The organism is Gordonia rhizosphera NBRC 16068 (assembly GCF_000298195.1).
Lineage (GTDB): Bacteria > Actinomycetota > Actinomycetes > Mycobacteriales > Mycobacteriaceae > Gordonia > Gordonia rhizosphera.
The window spans coordinates 21,701-37,542 of sequence record NZ_BAHC01000053.1 but is presented as its reverse complement, the minus strand read 5'-3'; the positions used below and the strand labels follow the sequence as shown (position 1 = coordinate 37,542).

Here is a 15,842-nt window from a genome sequence, read left to right as displayed (position 1 = left end):
CGTCAGACGCCTCCCGTAATCATCAGTGCGCCACCGGGCACCCGGTCCGGATCAGCACGACCACCGAACGGGGCTGCACCGTGTACTCCCAGTCGGTCATCGGCGCCGCCGCATGCCATGGCGCGATGTCCTGCGGCGACGGGAGCGAGGTGTCGATCCAGCGTCGCCAGGGCGTTGACTCGCCCGTGGGTGACAGTGTCGACGGGACCTCGAATGTCAGGGGCTCCCAGTACGCGTTCACCATGCCGTGCAGGCAGACCGCGGCCCTGAGGCTGTGCAGCGAGATCGCCAGCGAATGCGAATCCTCCGACCAGTCCGGGCGATGCAGCCGCACGCCATGCCACTCGATCTCGGCGCGCTCGAGCAGTTCGTTCAGCACGAGCGGAAGCCCGTCACCCACCGGGCACGTGTGGTAGGCGATCAGCCGTGCCGCGAACCGGCGAACGTCGGCGTGGCGTTCGACGAGGTCCCAGTCGAACCAGCTGATTTCGTTGTCCTGGCAGTAAGCATTGTTGTTGCCGTGCTGCGTTCGGCGCACCTCGTCACCCATGACCAGCATCGGCATGCCGGCGGCGAGCAGGTTCAGCACCAGCAGGTTCTTGATCTGGCGGGTGCGCAACGCCTCGACCTCCGGATCGGTGGAGGGCCCTTCGATCCCGCAGTTCCAGCTGTGATTGTCGTTGTCGCCGTCGCGGTTTCCCTCACCGTTGGCCTGGTTGTGTTTCCCGTTGTAGGAGACGAGGTCGTTGAGCGTGAAACCGTCGTGCGAGGTCACGAAATTGACGCTCTGCTCGGCCTCCCGGTGGTCCTGACCATAGATGTCCGGGCTACCGACCAGACGTGCCGCCAGCCCCTGAACGGTTCCGTGATCGCCCCGGACGAAGCGGCGCACGTCGTCTCGGAATCGCCCGTTCCACTCCAGCCAGGCGTCGCCGACGAACGATCCCACCTGATACAGCCCCGCCGCGTCCCAGGCCTCGGCGATCAGCTTCGTCCCCGCCAGGATGGGATCGCTTTCGATGTCCCACAGCACGGGCGGCCTCGAGCGGGGACGGCCCCTTTCGTCGCGCGCCAGGATCGAGGCGAGATCGAAGCGGAACCCGTCGACGTGCATCTCGGAGACCCAGTAGCGCAGACTGTCCAAGATCAGCCGGCGCACGATTGACTGGTTGGCGTTCAGTGTGTTCCCACATCCCGAGTAGTCGGCATAGCGGGACCTGTCCTGCTCGAGGATGTAGTAATGGTCGTTGGCCAGGCCACGATAGGCGAACGTCGGTTCATCCGGTCGTCCCTCGGCGGTGTGGTTGTAGACGACGTCGAGGATGACCTCGATGCCGGCGCGGTGCAGGGCCTTGACCATGTCGCGGAACTCGTCGAGCACCGCGAGCGCCCCCGACGTCGACGCGTAGGTGTGATGGGGCGCGAAGAACGACACCGGCTGGTATCCCCAGTAGTTCACCAGATCGTCGGGGGCGCCCTGAGGGTCGAACTGGAACACCGGCAGCAACTCGACCGCGTTGATGCCCAGGTCGCGCAGGTAGGGGATCTTGTCGATCAGCCCCGCGTAGGTGCCACGCTTGTGTGCGGCGACACCGGAGTTCGGGTGCCGGGTGAAGCCACGCACATGCATCTCGTAGATGACGGTTTCCGCGGCCGGTCGCCGCAGCGGCCGGTCCCCTTCCCAGTCGTAGGTACCCGGGTCAACCACGACGCTTCTCATCGCCGTCGCGACGTTGTCGCCGGGCAGCGCGGCCGCGCGGCGATCGTAGGCCGTGGGCACGACGATGGCCTTGGCATAGGGGTCGAGCAGGACCTTGTCGCGGTCGAACAGCAGCCCGCGTTCGGCCACCACCGGGCCGTGCGCCCGGTAGGCGTAGACCTGCCCCGGTCCGATCCCGCGCACGAACGCGTGCCAGTAATGGTAGGTGCGGTGCCGGTACGGGTCCAATGAGATCACCGTCGACGGCTCGGAGGCCTGCTCGTCGTCGAACAGCAGGATGTCGATCTGTGTGGCGTCCTTGGAGAACACGCTGAAGTTGACGCCGCCGTCGCGCAGGGTCGCACCCAGCGGAGAGCTGCTGCCCACGGATTCGGGGTCCGAGGCCCCCCACGCGGGCACCACGTCGGTCGCATCGGAGAATCGATGACTCGGGACGGGTTCCATGTACTAGACCATGACCGACACCGGTTGAACGTGCCATCTCAACCCGGGAAAGTTCCGCGACTCGTTGCACGGCCGATACACAGGGCCACCCCGCATTGCGGATAACGGACCAAAGTCCTCTCGGACACACGACCTCGACCCTGGTGTAATCGCTGCCGTACGGGAGATGCTGGTCTTATGACGATGTCTGAAGAAGCGGCGACCATCGCACCAACCACCACCCGCGCCAGGGTGACGATCGACGCCCGTCTGCACGATGCCGTGATCTTCGACCTCGACGGCGTCGTCGCCGACACCGCCGCGGTGCACGCGGCCGCCTGGAAGGACGTGTTCGACGACTTCCTGCGCAGGCACACCGACCGTGTCGGCGCCGATCTGAGCCCGTTCACCGACGACGACTACCGCTCATACGTCCACGGCAAGCCCGTAGATGTCGGGGTGACCGAGTTCCTCGGCGCCCGCGGCATCACCGTCGAGCGTGGCCACCGCATCGACCCGCCGGAATCCGATTCCGTGTGGGGCGTGAGTAACCGCAAGGCGCAACGGGTCCGCGAGCGACTCGCCCGCGACGGTGTGACGCTGTTCGAGTCCACCGTTGCCCTCGTCCGCCGGTTGCAGGCGTTCGGCATCGCCTGCGGGGTCGTGTCGTCGAGCCGGCACTGTGCGGAGTTCCTCGACGCGACCGGCATCGGGCATCTGTTCGCTGTCAGGGTCGACGGTGTGGTGGCCGAGGAACTCGGTCTGCCGGGCAAGCCGGATCCGGCACTCCTTCTTCAGGCTGCGACCCGGCTCGGGGTGACACCGCGTCGATGCGTCATGATCGAGAACTCCGAGGTCGGTGTCGCGGCCGGCCGCAGCGGCGGATTCGCGCAGGTGATCGGGGTCGACCGCACAGGGCATGCTGCGGCGTTGGCCGCCCGCGGCGCGGACGCGGTGGTCGAGGACCTCGTCGAGATCCGGGTGCGCCTCGGTGGTGCGCGGATCTCCACGATTCCCGACGCCCGAACCTATCTCGACCACATGCACGCCATCGCTGCGACCCGCGTGCCGGCGATGTTCTTCGACTTCGACGGCACGCTGTCGAACATCGTGCGCGATCCGGCGACCGCAACCCTCGTCGACGGTGCGGGCGACGCCCTCACCCACTTGGCCACCCTCTGCCCCGTCGCGGTCATCAGCGGCCGGGACGTGCCCGATGTTCGCGAGCGGGTCGGCCTACCCGGGATCTGGTACGCCGGCAGCCACGGGGTCGAGCTCGTCGGACCGGCGGGCGAACACTACGTCAACGAGGTGGCCCAAGGGTCCACCGCCCAGGTCGACGCCGCGGCAACCGAACTGCAGAGGCTGCTCGGCACTATCCCGGGAGTCCTGCTGGAGCACAAGCAGTTCAGCGTCGCCGTCCACTACCGCAACGCCGATCCGGGCCGAGTGGACGCGATCACCTCCGCAGCCCATCGGGTCGGCAATCAGCAGGGCCTGCGGATCATGCACGGCCGTATGGTGATCGAGCTGCGGCCCGACGTCGACTGGGACAAGGGCAAGGCCCTGAGCTGGATTCTGGACCGGATGGGAGTGCCCGGCGACGCGGTCCCGATCTATTTCGGTGACGACCTCACCGACGAGGACGCCTTCGACCAGGTGGCGACCAGCGGCCTGGGCATTGTGGTGCGCGCCGCGGAGAACAAGGATCGCCGATCGGCCGCGCAGTTCGCGGTCAACTCGCCCGACGCGCTACCGAGGTTGTTGCGTCGCATCGCCGGGTTGCTCGAGGAATCGCGCGAACCCAGCAGCGCGTGGTCGCTGACCTACGACGCCTACGATCCGCACGAGGAGAAGCTCCGCGAGGCGTTGTGCACCGTCGGCAACGGCTACCTCGCCACCCGCGGCTGCGCACCGGAATCGGATGCGGGACAGGTGCATTACCCGGGCACCTACGTGGCCGGGGTGTTCAACCGGCTCCTCGACCATATCGGTGATTCCGAGATCGACAACGAGAGTATGGTCAATCTGCCCAACTGGCTGCCGCTCACGTTCCGGATCGACGACGGCCCGTGGTTCGACATCGATTCGGTGGAGGTGTTGTCGTTCCGGCAGACCCTCGATTTGCGGCGGGCGGTGCTCACCCGCGACATCCGCTTCCGCGACGGTGCGGGCCGCGCCTCGACGCTCCGGCAGCGCCGGTTCGTGTCGATGGACCAGCCGCATGTCTGTGCGCTGGAGACGACGATCACCGCCGAGGACTGGTCGGGCACCCTCGAGTTCCGCTCACTCGTCGACGGGGACGTCCGCAACAGCCTCGTCGAACGCTACCGGGAATTGGCGAACGATCACCTCACCGGACACGAAACCTCGGCACTGACAACCGATTCGGTGCTGTTGCGGGTGACGACGAATCAGTCCCGCATCGGTGTCGCGGTGGCTTCGCGCACCACGCTGTGGCACGGCGACGAGGAGGTGGCGGGCCGCTATGAACTCGTCGACGAACCGCGCCGGATCGGGCACCGGATCTCGGTCGACATGACCTCCGGCGACAGTGTGACCGCGGAAAAGGTGGTCACCCTCTACACCGGCCGTGACCCCGGTATCTCCGAACCCGGCGAGGCGGCGTCGCGGTCGCTGGCGCGTCTCGGGCGCTTCCGCGAACTCCTTACCGGCCATGCGCGCGCCTTCGTGGCGCTGTGGGATCTGTTCTGCATCGATCTCGACGGTCACGCCGAGGCGCAGCGCGTCACGCGGGTCCACCTGCTGCATCTGCTGGTGGTGGTCTCCGACCACACCGCCGAGTTCGATGTCGGTGTCCCCGCCCGCGGACTGCACGGTGAGGCGTATCGCGGACACATCTTCTGGGACGAGTTGTTCGTGCTGCCGGTGCTCAATCCGCGATTGCCCGCGCTCACGAAGGCGTTGCTGCGCTATCGCTATCGCCGGCTCGACGAGGCGCGTGAGCTCGCCCGCGAGGCCGGGTACCGGGGCGCGATGTTCCCATGGCAGTCGGGCAGCGACGGCCGCGAGGAGAGCCAGAAACTGCACCTCAATCCGCGGTCGGGACACTGGAATCCCGATCCGAGTGCGCGCCAGCATCACATCGGCCTCGCCGTCGCGTACAACGTGTGGCAGTACTTCCAGGTCACCAGCGACCTCGCCTTCCTCGTCGAGTGCGGTGCCGAACTCCTCGTCGAGATCGCCAGGTTCTGGGCCAGTCTCGCGTCCTACGACCCGGTGCACGACCGCTACGTGATACGCGGGGTGATCGGGCCCGACGAGTTCCACGCCGGCTACCCCGGCGCACCGTACGACGGAATCGACAACAACGCGTTCACCAACGTCATGGTGGTCTGGGTGATCGGCCGCGCCCTCGATGCGCTGGCCACGATCCCGCAGCGCGACCGTGTCAACCTCCTCGACGAGATCGGTTTACGTGAACCGGAACTCGAGCACTGGCGGGAACTGTCGTGCCGGATGTTCGTCCCGTTCCACGACGGCACGATCAGCCAGTTCGAGGGCTACGACAAGCTCAAGGAACTCGACTGGGAGGGCTATCGCGCGAAGTACGGCAACATCCAGCGTCTCGACCGCATCCTGGAGGCCGAGAACGACGATGTGAGCTGCTATCGCGCGTCCAAGCAGGCCGACGTGCTCATGCTGTTCTATCTGATGTCGGCCGACGAGTTGCGCGAACTACTCGACCAACTCGGCTATGAGCTCCCGGCGGAGGCGATCCCGCGGACCATCGACTACTACATGGCCCGTACGTCGCACGGCTCGACGTTGAGTTCGGTGGTGCATGCGTGGGTGCTCGCCCGGTCGCATCGCGCCCGAGCGGTCGACTTCTTCGAGCGGGTTCTGCTCTCGGATGTCGCCGACATTCAGGGCGGCACGACGTCGGAGGGCATCCATCTGGCCGCCATGGCCGGCAGCATCGACCTGTTGCAGCGCTGCTTCACCGGCCTGGAGATGCGCGCGGACCGCCTGATCCTCAACCCGGCCTGGCCGACGGCGCTGGGCACTCTCTCGTTCCGGATCTTCTATCGCGGGCACCGACTGCAGCTGCACATCAGCGGCAGCGGCGTCCGGATCACCTCCGAACCCCGCAGGGTCGAACCGATCACCGTCGAATGCCGCGAGGACGTCCGGCAACTCGGTCCGGGGGGTGCGGTGCACTTCCCGTGATTGACGCCCGGGAACGTCATACCCCCCGCGATATGATGATCGCCTGAGCCGTTAGCGTTGGCAAAACCGTTGCAGTGCAACGTAATCGCTTCTCTTCTGCCATTGTGTTCGAACACCTGTGCGTCCTCCTGACCCTTTGATGGGCCTCGTTTGCTGGTGTGGCAGGGCGGGGCGGACTCCTCCTCGGGTGAGGGGGGCCATGGCGATGAGTGCGTCGGCGCTGTGGAAGCCGTAGGACCGTTTGGTGAGGGCCCTCAGGTGGGTGTTGGTGGCCTCGGCGAGGGCATTTGACATGTCGCAGTTGATGGCGTTGATGATCTGGATTTTGTGGTTCTCGACGCTGGTGGCGAGGCTGATCGTTTCCGGTATTCCGCTGCTGTGTGCGCGGCGGATCCAGGTGTTGAGTGCCCGTTCGGGGTCACGGTAGGTTCGCCAGTAGAGGTGGCGTAGACCTTCCTTGAGTTGGTAGGCCACAGCGAGGTCGTTGTTGACGTCGGCGACAAGGGTTTCGCGGACGAGTCGCTGGTTGTCGGTGAGGTCTTCGGGGTTTTTGAGCAGTGCCCATCGCAGGTGTTTGCGGTCGGTGTCGGAGAGTCCGGCCACGGTGCCCCGCAGCCGTGATCGGCATCGGTCCAGGGCTCGGTTGGCCCATTGGATGACGTGGCAGCCGTCCATGCACCGGTAGGTGTGCGGGGCTCGTTCGGTGAGCACTGCTTCGATCCAGGTGGCGCCGTCGGCGCTGATATGGGTGAGCTGTTGGGTGCGGGTGTCGCCGAGTTCGTCGAAGAACCGCTGCAGGCTTTCCTTGTTGCCGCCCTCACCGGCCCAGGCCAGCCGGCCGGTGTCGTGATCGACGACCACGGTCCGGTAGCGGTGGCCTTTGCGGTAGGCGATCTCGTCGATGCCGATGCGCCGCAACCCTTTGAGCCGGTCGGTCTTGCGAGCCGGTGGCCTCGGCGACCACGCGCTCGACGACGCGCCGGACGGTGCGCCACGAGACTCTCGGGGACTGGCACACCGCCGAGGCCGGGCTATGCGCGCACAGCCAGGCGATCAGGTCGTCGAACGCTCGGGTCAGGTTGGTTCCCGGCCGCGCCCACGGCACTTTCTCGGTGACCACGCCATGGCGGGCGCAGCGTAGCCGCGACACCCGCGCCTCGCTGAAACAGCGTGTGCCACCGATGTCGAGGTGCCGCCAGCGGCGCGCCCGGTCGGCGCGGTCGTAACCACCGCACACGCGATTGCAGTGCGGGCATCGCGACCGTGCCCGCGCGTGTGCCTCGACCCGGACCAGCACCAGCGGGCCGTGATCATCGGCGGTGAACTCGGCCCCGATCACCCGACCGCGAGCGATTCGCAGGGCCTTCAGCAGTATCCTGACCACACGCAACGCCTGCTCCTTCAGGGTTGAGTATTCGCAAACCAAATCCATTGAGGGACGAGGTGTTACGGGTTTCAGACTGGCCTGTGGATAACCCACCGCAGCGTCGCAGTTCGCACAGATGTTCGACTACCATGGGGGCATGCCGATCGACACCCTGCTCCCCACCGTCCGTGACCTCACCATCACCGCCGACGCCACCGGCCGTCAGGTGTTCGACACCCCCAAGATCCTGATGGGCCTGCGCAACGTGGTCGACCACCAACTCGCCGTGCACACCGGCGCCCTGGACCGGCTGGGGGTGGCCCGCCAGACCGGCGGCAAGACCCGCGCGCTGCTGATCAAGATGGGCGCCGCACCGGTCGTGGCCGACCGGTGGCTGCGCATCGCGGCCGCCCTGTCCACCCTGGAACGGGTCGCGGCGTACTCGGGCGATGGGGTCTTCTCCTCAGAACACGTCGACGCCCTGGTCCGCGGGATGGCCCATGTCGAGAAGCGCTCCCCCGAACCGTTGAGCGAGGTGTCACGCATCGAGCACAAACTGGCCCTGATCGCCCAAGCGTGTGCCGGGGCCACCCCGCGCGAGGTGCTCAACACCGCCCGCAAGCTCGGCAACCAGATCGCCGACGACCACGGCGGGGTCCCGGCGAGCGAGGACCGTTCCATCAACGAGTGGACTAGCAAGCCCACCGACGACGGACGGCCGGTTGGAGGTACACGCGAACCTGGACATCGTGACCGGGGAGAAACTCGTGTCGGCCATCGAATCCCTCGCCGGTAAACGCCCCGAACCCGACGGGTCCGACGACGCCCGCAGCGCCGGGCAACGCCGCGCCGACGCGCTGGAGAGGATCCTCGATGCCGCCGCACGTGCCGCCGAGTCGGGGGTCACCGATCTGGTGGCGGCCCCGAAAACACAGTTGAATCTGACCGTCCCCGTCGACACCCCGGATGCGGCGGCCCTGCAGTGGCTGGGCCCGATCTCGCAGACCCTGGCGAAAACGCTGTCCTGTGACGCGACGGTGACCGCGATCATCGTCGACGGCGAGAACGTGCCGTTGGACATGGGACACCCGCAGCGCCTGTTCACTCATCATCAACGCAGGGCGTTGATCGTCCGTGACCAGTGTTGTGTGAAATGCGGTGCGGCAGCAGGATATACGCAGTGTCATCATGTGCGGCAGTGGGCTGACGGTGGGCCCACCGACCTGGACAACAGCTGCCTGTTGTGCACCTCGTGTCACGCCCAGATCCACGCCTCCGGTTGGGACATCATCATGGGCGCCGACCGGCATCCCTGGCTGCTGCCGCCGGTGGAGCAGGACCCGAAACGCACCCCGATCCCCGCCTACAACCGCCGAACCGTGCACCTCGACGACGTCGCCGCCTGACCCGCAGGCCTGAGCCCGCAGGCCTGACCCAAAGCCCGACCCCGAGCACGACCAGGAAGAACCGACCAGCACTACGACCCGACCCGACCAGACCACCCCGGAACCACCGGGACGCACGTTCCTTGAGAACTCCATAGTGTGAAACCGGGCCACCCCCCGGTGGGTCCGCCGGAACTCAGTCCGGCGGGCCCACCGAGACCGCCTGTTCGGCCATGGTCGAGGTCCCGGTGGGGTCGACTCCGTCGCCATCGCTCCACGACACCGTGACATAGGCCCCTGGCGATCCTCGGACGGCTCGATGACACTGGAATCATGACCGCCATCTCGATCTCGGGACTGACCAAGACCTTCGGGCATGTCAAGGCGCTCGACAACCTCGACCTCACCGTCGAGGAAGGCGAAGTACACGGCTTCCTCGGTCCGAACGGTTCCGGGAAGACCACCACGATCCGCATCCTGCTGGGTCTGCTGCGCGCCGATTCCGGCACCATCAGTGTGCTCGGCAGTGATCCCTGGCGCGACGCGGTGGCCTTGCACGGGCGCCTGGCCTATGTCCCCGGCGACGTGAATCTGTGGCCGGGCATCACCGGCGGCGAGGTGATCGACCTGATGGGCCGCCTGCGCGGCGACTCCGACCGACGCCGCCGCGACGACCTGCTCGAGCGTTTCGACCTCGACCCGCGCAAGAAGGCGCGCACCTACTCCAAGGGCAACCGACAGAAGGTCGCGCTGATCGCCGCGCTGGCCTCCGACGCCGAACTGCTGCTGCTCGACGAACCCACCGCCGGACTCGATCCGCTGATGGAGGCGGAGTTCCAGCGGTGCATCGCCGAGGTCCGGGAGCAGGGCCGGACGGTGCTGCTGTCGAGCCACATCCTCGCCCAGGTCGAGGTGCTGTGCGACCGAGTCAGCATCATCCGACTCGGCACCACGGTGGAGAGCGGCACCCTCGCCGAACTGCGCCACCTCAGTCGTCTGGCCATCACCGCCGAGACCCACGAGCAACCCGTCGGGATCGATCGGTTGCCGGGGGTGCACGACGTGGTCCGCCACGGCAACCAGATCAGATTCGACGTCGACGCCGTCGATCTCGACACCGTCATGCGTGAGCTCGCGGCGCTGGGGCTGCGTAACCTCGCCAGCTCGCCCCCGACATTGGAGGACATCTTCCTGCGCCACTACGACGACTCCGTGTCGCCGGTGCCGGGTGACGCCTCGACCCCGGGCGGTGCGAGGTGAGCACAATGACCACGGTGGCCGGTCCGTCGGGAGTGCGGGCCTCGGAGACCACCACCGGCTTCGGCCTGCTGCTGGGCTTCGGGTTGCGCCGCGAGCGGATCGGCCTGGTCTTCTGGTTGCTGGGCACTGCGGCCCTGGTGGGCTTCCAATCCTTTGGTAGCCAAGATCTCTATGACACACCGGAGAAGCTGGCCTCACTGCGCGAAACCGTCGGCGGCAACCCTGCACTGGTCGCACTGAGCGGGCCGCAGGACCTGCTGGCCACGGTGGGCGGCGAAGTCGTCTTCGAGATCTTCGGCTACGCGGCGATCGTCCTCGCACTGATGAACATGTTCCTCGTCGGCCGACGCACCCGATCCGACGAGGAGACCGGCCGCGCCGAATTGATCCGCTCGGCCCGGGTCGGGCGCCGGGCGCCGCTCATGGCCGCGGTCGTGCTCGCGATCATGGCCGATCTGGCGGCAGGGGTGGTGGTGGCCCTCACCACGGTGCTGACGGGCCTGCCGGTGGGTGGCTCGGTGCTGATGGGCGCGGCGCTCGCGGGCGTCGGATTCGCCTTCGCCGGACTCACCGCGCTCGCGGCCCAGGTCTTCGAGAACCCGCGCAGCGTCTACGGCGCCGTCACGGCGGCGATCGGCCTCGCCTATGTACTCCGAGCTGCGGGCGACGTGGGTAACGGCACCTTGTCGTGGCTGTCCCCGATCGGCTGGGGCCAGCGCACACTGCCCTACGTCGACAACACCTGGTGGCCCCTGCTGCTGTTCCTGATCGGCGGCGCGGTGTCGATCGCCGCCGGCGCGGTGCTGTTGGAGCACCGGGACTTCGGGGCAGGCCTACTCGGCTACCGCGCGGGGCGGGCGACGGCGTCTCGGGCGCTCGGATCGTCGCTCGGGCTCGCATGGCGGTTGCACCGCGGTTCGCTGATCGCGTGGGTGGTCGGTGTGTTCATCCTGTCGGCGGCGTATGGATCGTTCACCGACAGCATCGCCGACTTCATCAAGGACAACCCGCAGGTCGCGGACTACCTGCCTGGCGGCGCGGAACAGGCCGTGGACGCCTACATCGCGCTGACCCTGGTGATCGCGGCACTGCTGGCCGCTGCGTACGGCGTGAACAGCGTGTTGCGGGCACGTAGGGAGGAGACTTCGGCGCTGGCCGAACCGGTGATCGCCGCCACCAACAACCGGGTGTCCTGGCTGGGCGGCCACGTCGTCATGGCACTGGGCGGCAGTGCGTTGGTGTTGGCGTTCGGGGCGTGCGGTGAGGGGCTCGCCTACGGACTCACCATCTCCGATCTCGGCCAGATCACCCGGCTCATCGGAGTGTCACTTGTCTACGTGCCGGCGGTCTGGCTGATCATAGCGATCGCGGTCCTCGGCATCGGCTGGCTCCCGCGGGCCGCGGCGATCGTCGCGTGGATCGCCGTCGCCTACTGCGTGGTGGTGGCGATCTTCGCGGAATCGTTCCGCATGCCCGACTGGTCGCGCGAGGCGTCGCCGTTCGAGCACACTCCGCAGGCGCCGCTGGACACCATCACGGCAACACCCCTCGTCGTGGTGACGATCCTCGCCGCCGCAGCGTTGGCCGCCGGCTTCGCCGGACTGACCCGCCGCGACGTGGGCTACTGAACACACCGCCGGGCCCATCGCCGACCGGGCTGGGTCGAAGGTCCCGGACCCGGCCGAACCGCCACCACGTCGAAACCGCGGCCGGTAGCGTGAGCCACATGGAGGTCATCCGCAAGACCGAGGTTGACCTACGTGTGCCGCCGAACTTCGACGACTACGTGGCAACCCGCGAAAGCTTCAGCTGGGCACGCATGGCCGACGGGCTGGCGATGCCCGGCGGAGGCTGCAACATCGCCTATTGCGCGGTGGACCGCTATGTCGGCGGCCCCACGGGCACCAAGACCGCCCTGCGCTTCCTCGGCGACACCGGTCCCGACGGCAACATCACCGCCCGCGACGTCTCCTACGACGAACTCGCGACCTTGGCCCGACGGTTCACCAACGTGCTGCGTCGGCTGGGAATCGGCAAGGGCGACACCATGTTCGTCGTCTCGCCGCGGATCCCGGAACTGTATGCCGGCGTGCTGGGGGCGCTACGCAACGGCACCGTCGTCTCGCCGCTGTTCTCGGCGTTCGGCCCCGAACCGATCGCGATGCGCGTACAGCTCGGCGGCGGGTCGGTGCTACTGACCACCTCATCGCTGTACCGACGCAAGATCGCCAAGATGCGTGAGGAGATGCCGACGCTGCGCCACGTTCTGCTCGTCGACGAATCCGGTGCGCCCACCGACATTCCGGGCACCGAGGACCTCCGCGCCCTGATGGCAGACGCCTCCGACGACGCCGAGATCACCGAGACCACCGCCGACGACCCGGCGCTGCTGCACTTCACGAGCGGGACGACGGGAACCCCGAAGGGTGCCGTCCACGTGCACGGCGCGGTCACCACGCACTACACGACCGGTCTGTACGCCCTCGATCTGCACCCCGACGACACGTTCTGGTGCACGGCCGACCCCGGTTGGGTCACCGGCACGTCCTACGGGATCATCGCTCCCCTGCTGCACGGGGTCACCTCGATCATCGATCCGGCCGACTTCGATGCGGAACGCTGGTACCGGATTCTCGAGCAGCAAGACGTCTCGGTGTGGTACACCGCGCCCACCGCGATCCGCATGCTGATGAAAGCCGGAGGCGAACTGGCACACAAGTTCCCGCGTCCGCAGCTGCGGTTCATCGCCAGCGTCGGCGAACCGTTGAACCCGGAGGCGGTGATCTGGGGCCGCGACGTGCTGGGTCTGCCCATCCACGACAACTGGTGGCAGACCGAGACCGGCGGCATCATGATCGCCAACACGCCCGCCTTCGACATCAAGCCCGGCTCGATGGGCCGGCCACTGCCCGGCATCGACGCCGTGCTCGTGCGACACAACCCCGACCACAGCGTGACCGTGATCGACACCCCCGGTGAGGAGGGCGAACTCGCCCTGCGGGTCGGCTGGCCGTCGATGTTCCGCGCCTACCTGAACAACGAGGAGCGCTACCGCAAGTGCTTCGTCGACGATCTCTACCTGTCGGGCGATCTGGCCAAACGTGACGAGGACGGCTATTTCTGGTTCGTCGGACGGGCCGACGACGTGATCAAGTCCGCAGGCCATCTGATCGGGCCGTTCGAGGTGGAGAACGTGCTGATGGAGCACCCCGCCGTCGCCGAGGCGGCCGTGATCGGCAAACCCGATCCGATCGTCGGCGAGGTCGTGAAGGCCTTCGTCACGCTGCGCCGCGGTTACGAGTTCGACGACAAGCTACGCCGCGAACTGCTCGGACATGCCCGCAAGAAGCTGGGCGCCGCGGTGGCGCCGAAGGAGATCGACTATGCCGCCCACCTCCCGCACACCCGCAGCGGCAAGATCATGCGCCGGCTGTTGAAGGCCCGCGAACTCGGCCTGCCCGAGGGTGACATCTCGACGCTGGAGTCGGGCTCATGAACACCGTGACGGAGTCGCGCACATGAACACCGCGACGACCACCCTGCCCTACCGCCGGGAGTTTCTGCAGGAGTTGCTCGGCGACATGGTGCGCATCCGCCGCATGGAGGAACGCGCCGCAGAACTGTACGGGGCCACCAAGATCCGCGGTTTCCTGCACCTGTACGTCGGTGAGGAGGCGGTAGCCGTGGGGGCGCTGCGCGCACTCACCGACGACGATGCGGTGGTCGCCACCTATCGAGAGCATGGTCACGCGCTGATCCGCGGGGTGCCGATGACGTCGATCATGGCCGAGATGTTCGGCAAACAGGAGGGCTGCTCACGCGGACGGGGCGGGTCGATGCACCTGTTCGACGCCGACTCCCGCTTCTACGGCGGCAACGCGATCGTCGCCGGCGGTCTGCCGCTGGCGGTCGGTATCGCATTGGCCGACGCCATGCAGGGACGACGGCGGGTGACGGCCTGTTTCTTCGGCGACGGCGCGGTCGCCGAGGGTGCCTTCCACGAATCGGTGAACATGGCGGCCCTGTGGAATCTGCCGATCCTGTTCTGCTGCGAGAACAACCGCTACGCGATGGGCACCGCGCTGGAACGTGCGCAGTCGCAGACCGACCTGGCCGCCAAGGCCGCCGCCTACAAGGTACCGACGGTGCAGGTGGACGGGATGGACGTGATCGCCACCCACGAGGCGGCCAGCCTCGGCGCGCAGCACATCCGCGACACCGGTGGACCCTACTTCATCGAGTTCCTCACCTACCGCTTCCGTGCGCACTCGATGTTCGACCCGGAACTCTACCGCGACAAGGCCGAGGTGGAGGCCTGGAAGCAGCGCGATCCGATCACGACGTTCACCGACCGGCTCCGTGAGGCGGGGCTGCTCACCGAGGACGAATCCGGTGAGATCGACGCACGCGCCGAGGCCGAGGTCGACGCCGCGGTCGCCTACGCCGAGCAGGGCAGTTTCGAGCCGGTCGAGGAACTCGAACGCGATGTCACCACCCCGGTCGAGGAGCTCCGATGAAGACGACCTACCGCGGCGCGCTGCGCGACGCCATCCGTGAGGCGATGATCGCCGACGAACGGGTGTTCCTGATGGGTGAGGACGTGGGCCGATACGGCGGCACCTACGCCGTGTCCAAGGGGCTGCTCGAGGAGTTCGGGCCCGAACGCGTCCGGGACACGCCGCTGTCGGAACTCGGTTTCGTCGGCGTGGGTATCGGCGCCGCGCTGGGCGGCATGCGCCCGATCGTCGAGGTGATGACCGTCAACTTCAGCCTGCTCTCACTCGATCAGGTGGTGAACACCGCCGCGGCCCTGCGGCACATGTCCGGAGGGCAGTTCTCCGTGCCCATCGTGATCCGGATGGCCACCGGCGCAGGTCGGCAGCTGGCGGCGCAACACTCGCACAGCCTGGAGAACTGGTATGCCCACATCCCCGGCATCACCGTGCTGGCGCCGGCCACCGTCGCCGACGCCCGCGGCATGCTCGCACCGGCGCTTGCCGATCCGGATCCGGTCATCATCTTCGAGCACGCCACGCTCTACAACGACGCCGAGGACCTCGAGGGCCCGGTCGAGGTCGACATCTCCTCGGCGGCGATCCGCCGGGAGGGCGGCGACGTCACGCTGATCACCTACGGCGGGTCGCTGCACAAGACGCTGCGCGCTGCCGAAATGCTCGCCCTGGAAGGAGTCGGCTGCGAGGTCATCGACCTGCGCGTGCTGCGTCCCCTCGACATGACCACGATCGTGTCGTCGGTGACCAAAACCCACCGTGCGGTCGTGGTGGACGAGGGCTGGCGCAGCGGCAGCCTCGCCGGCGAGGTGATGGCCCGCATCGTCGAGGAGGCGTTCTACGAGCTCGACGCGCCGCCCGCGCGGGTGTGCAGCGCGGAGGTGCCCATTCCGTATGCTCGACATCTCGAGGAGGCCGCTGTCCCCCAGCCCGAAAAGATCGTGACCGCAGTGCATTCCGTCCTCGGCGCGGAGTAGGTGGGCGCC

At 67.4% G+C, this 15,842-nt stretch carries 7 protein-coding genes and 2 pseudogenes; 7 read left to right on the top strand and 2 right to left on the bottom strand.

Annotated features, from left to right (window positions below):
• Window positions 1-22 precede the first annotated feature (22 nt).
• Complete coding sequence (gene glgX / locus GORHZ_RS05515) at window positions 23-2,164, bottom strand: glycogen debranching protein GlgX (RefSeq protein WP_157205080.1); 2,142 nt, start codon at window positions 2,162-2,164, stop codon at window positions 23-25.
• Between the two features lie 177 nt (window positions 2,165-2,341).
• Between glgX and otsB the strand changes: the two genes are divergently transcribed.
• A complete protein-coding gene (otsB, locus tag GORHZ_RS05510; RefSeq protein WP_006331122.1) occupies window positions 2,342-6,334 on the top strand; it encodes a trehalose-phosphatase in 3,993 nt (1,330 codons plus the stop codon).
• Between the two features lie 153 nt (window positions 6,335-6,487).
• Here the strand turns inward: otsB and GORHZ_RS32340 are convergent.
• Window positions 6,488-7,724 (bottom strand): annotated as a pseudogene (locus GORHZ_RS32340) (ISL3 family transposase); the annotation flags it as partial.
• A gap of 112 nt (window positions 7,725-7,836) precedes the next feature.
• On the opposite strand from GORHZ_RS32340, the pseudogene GORHZ_RS05495 reads away from it, so the two are divergent.
• The 6 genes and pseudogenes from GORHZ_RS05495 to GORHZ_RS05470 all read left to right on the top strand — a co-directional run bounded on the left by GORHZ_RS05495 (window position 7,837) and on the right by GORHZ_RS05470 (window position 15,833).
• Window positions 7,837-9,106 (top strand): annotated as a pseudogene (locus GORHZ_RS05495) (HNH endonuclease signature motif containing protein).
• Window positions 9,107-9,418: 312 nt separating this feature from the next.
• Window positions 9,419-10,345 carry an ABC transporter ATP-binding protein gene (locus GORHZ_RS05490; protein ID WP_006331118.1) on the top strand — a complete coding sequence of 309 codons (927 nt, stop codon included), beginning with the start codon at window positions 9,419-9,421 and terminating at the stop codon, window positions 10,343-10,345.
• Window positions 10,346-10,350: 5 nt separating this feature from the next.
• The gene (locus GORHZ_RS05485; RefSeq protein WP_006331117.1) at window positions 10,351-11,973 is read left to right on the top strand and encodes an ABC transporter permease; all 1,623 of its coding nucleotides are present in this window, start codon (window positions 10,351-10,353) and stop codon (window positions 11,971-11,973) included.
• A 98-nt stretch (window positions 11,974-12,071) separates the two neighbouring features.
• Entirely contained in the window at window positions 12,072-13,841 is a 1,770-nt protein-coding gene (gene acsA, locus GORHZ_RS05480; RefSeq protein WP_006331116.1) for an acetate--CoA ligase, read from the top strand.
• A 22-nt stretch (window positions 13,842-13,863) separates the two neighbouring features.
• Complete coding sequence (pdhA, locus tag GORHZ_RS05475) at window positions 13,864-14,862, top strand: pyruvate dehydrogenase (acetyl-transferring) E1 component subunit alpha (RefSeq protein WP_006331114.1); 999 nt, start codon at window positions 13,864-13,866, stop codon at window positions 14,860-14,862.
• Entirely contained in the window at window positions 14,859-15,833 is a 975-nt protein-coding gene (locus GORHZ_RS05470) for an alpha-ketoacid dehydrogenase subunit beta (protein WP_006331112.1), read from the top strand. The genes pdhA and GORHZ_RS05470 overlap by 4 nt, the downstream gene beginning before the upstream one ends.
• The last annotated feature ends 9 nt before the right edge of the window (window positions 15,834-15,842 follow it).

Coding starts and splice junctions, on each gene's coding strand:
- glgX (WP_157205080.1), bottom strand. CDS start 2,164: ATGGAACCCGTCCCGAGTCATCGATTCTCCGATGCGACCGACGTGGTG.
- otsB (WP_006331122.1), top strand. CDS start 2,342: ATGACGATGTCTGAAGAAGCGGCGACCATCGCACCAACCACCACCCGC.
- GORHZ_RS05490 (WP_006331118.1), top strand. CDS start 9,419: ATGACCGCCATCTCGATCTCGGGACTGACCAAGACCTTCGGGCATGTC.
- GORHZ_RS05485 (WP_006331117.1), top strand. CDS start 10,351: ATGACCACGGTGGCCGGTCCGTCGGGAGTGCGGGCCTCGGAGACCACC.
- acsA (WP_006331116.1), top strand. CDS start 12,072: ATGGAGGTCATCCGCAAGACCGAGGTTGACCTACGTGTGCCGCCGAAC.
- pdhA (WP_006331114.1), top strand. CDS start 13,864: ATGAACACCGCGACGACCACCCTGCCCTACCGCCGGGAGTTTCTGCAG.
- GORHZ_RS05470 (WP_006331112.1), top strand. CDS start 14,859: ATGAAGACGACCTACCGCGGCGCGCTGCGCGACGCCATCCGTGAGGCG.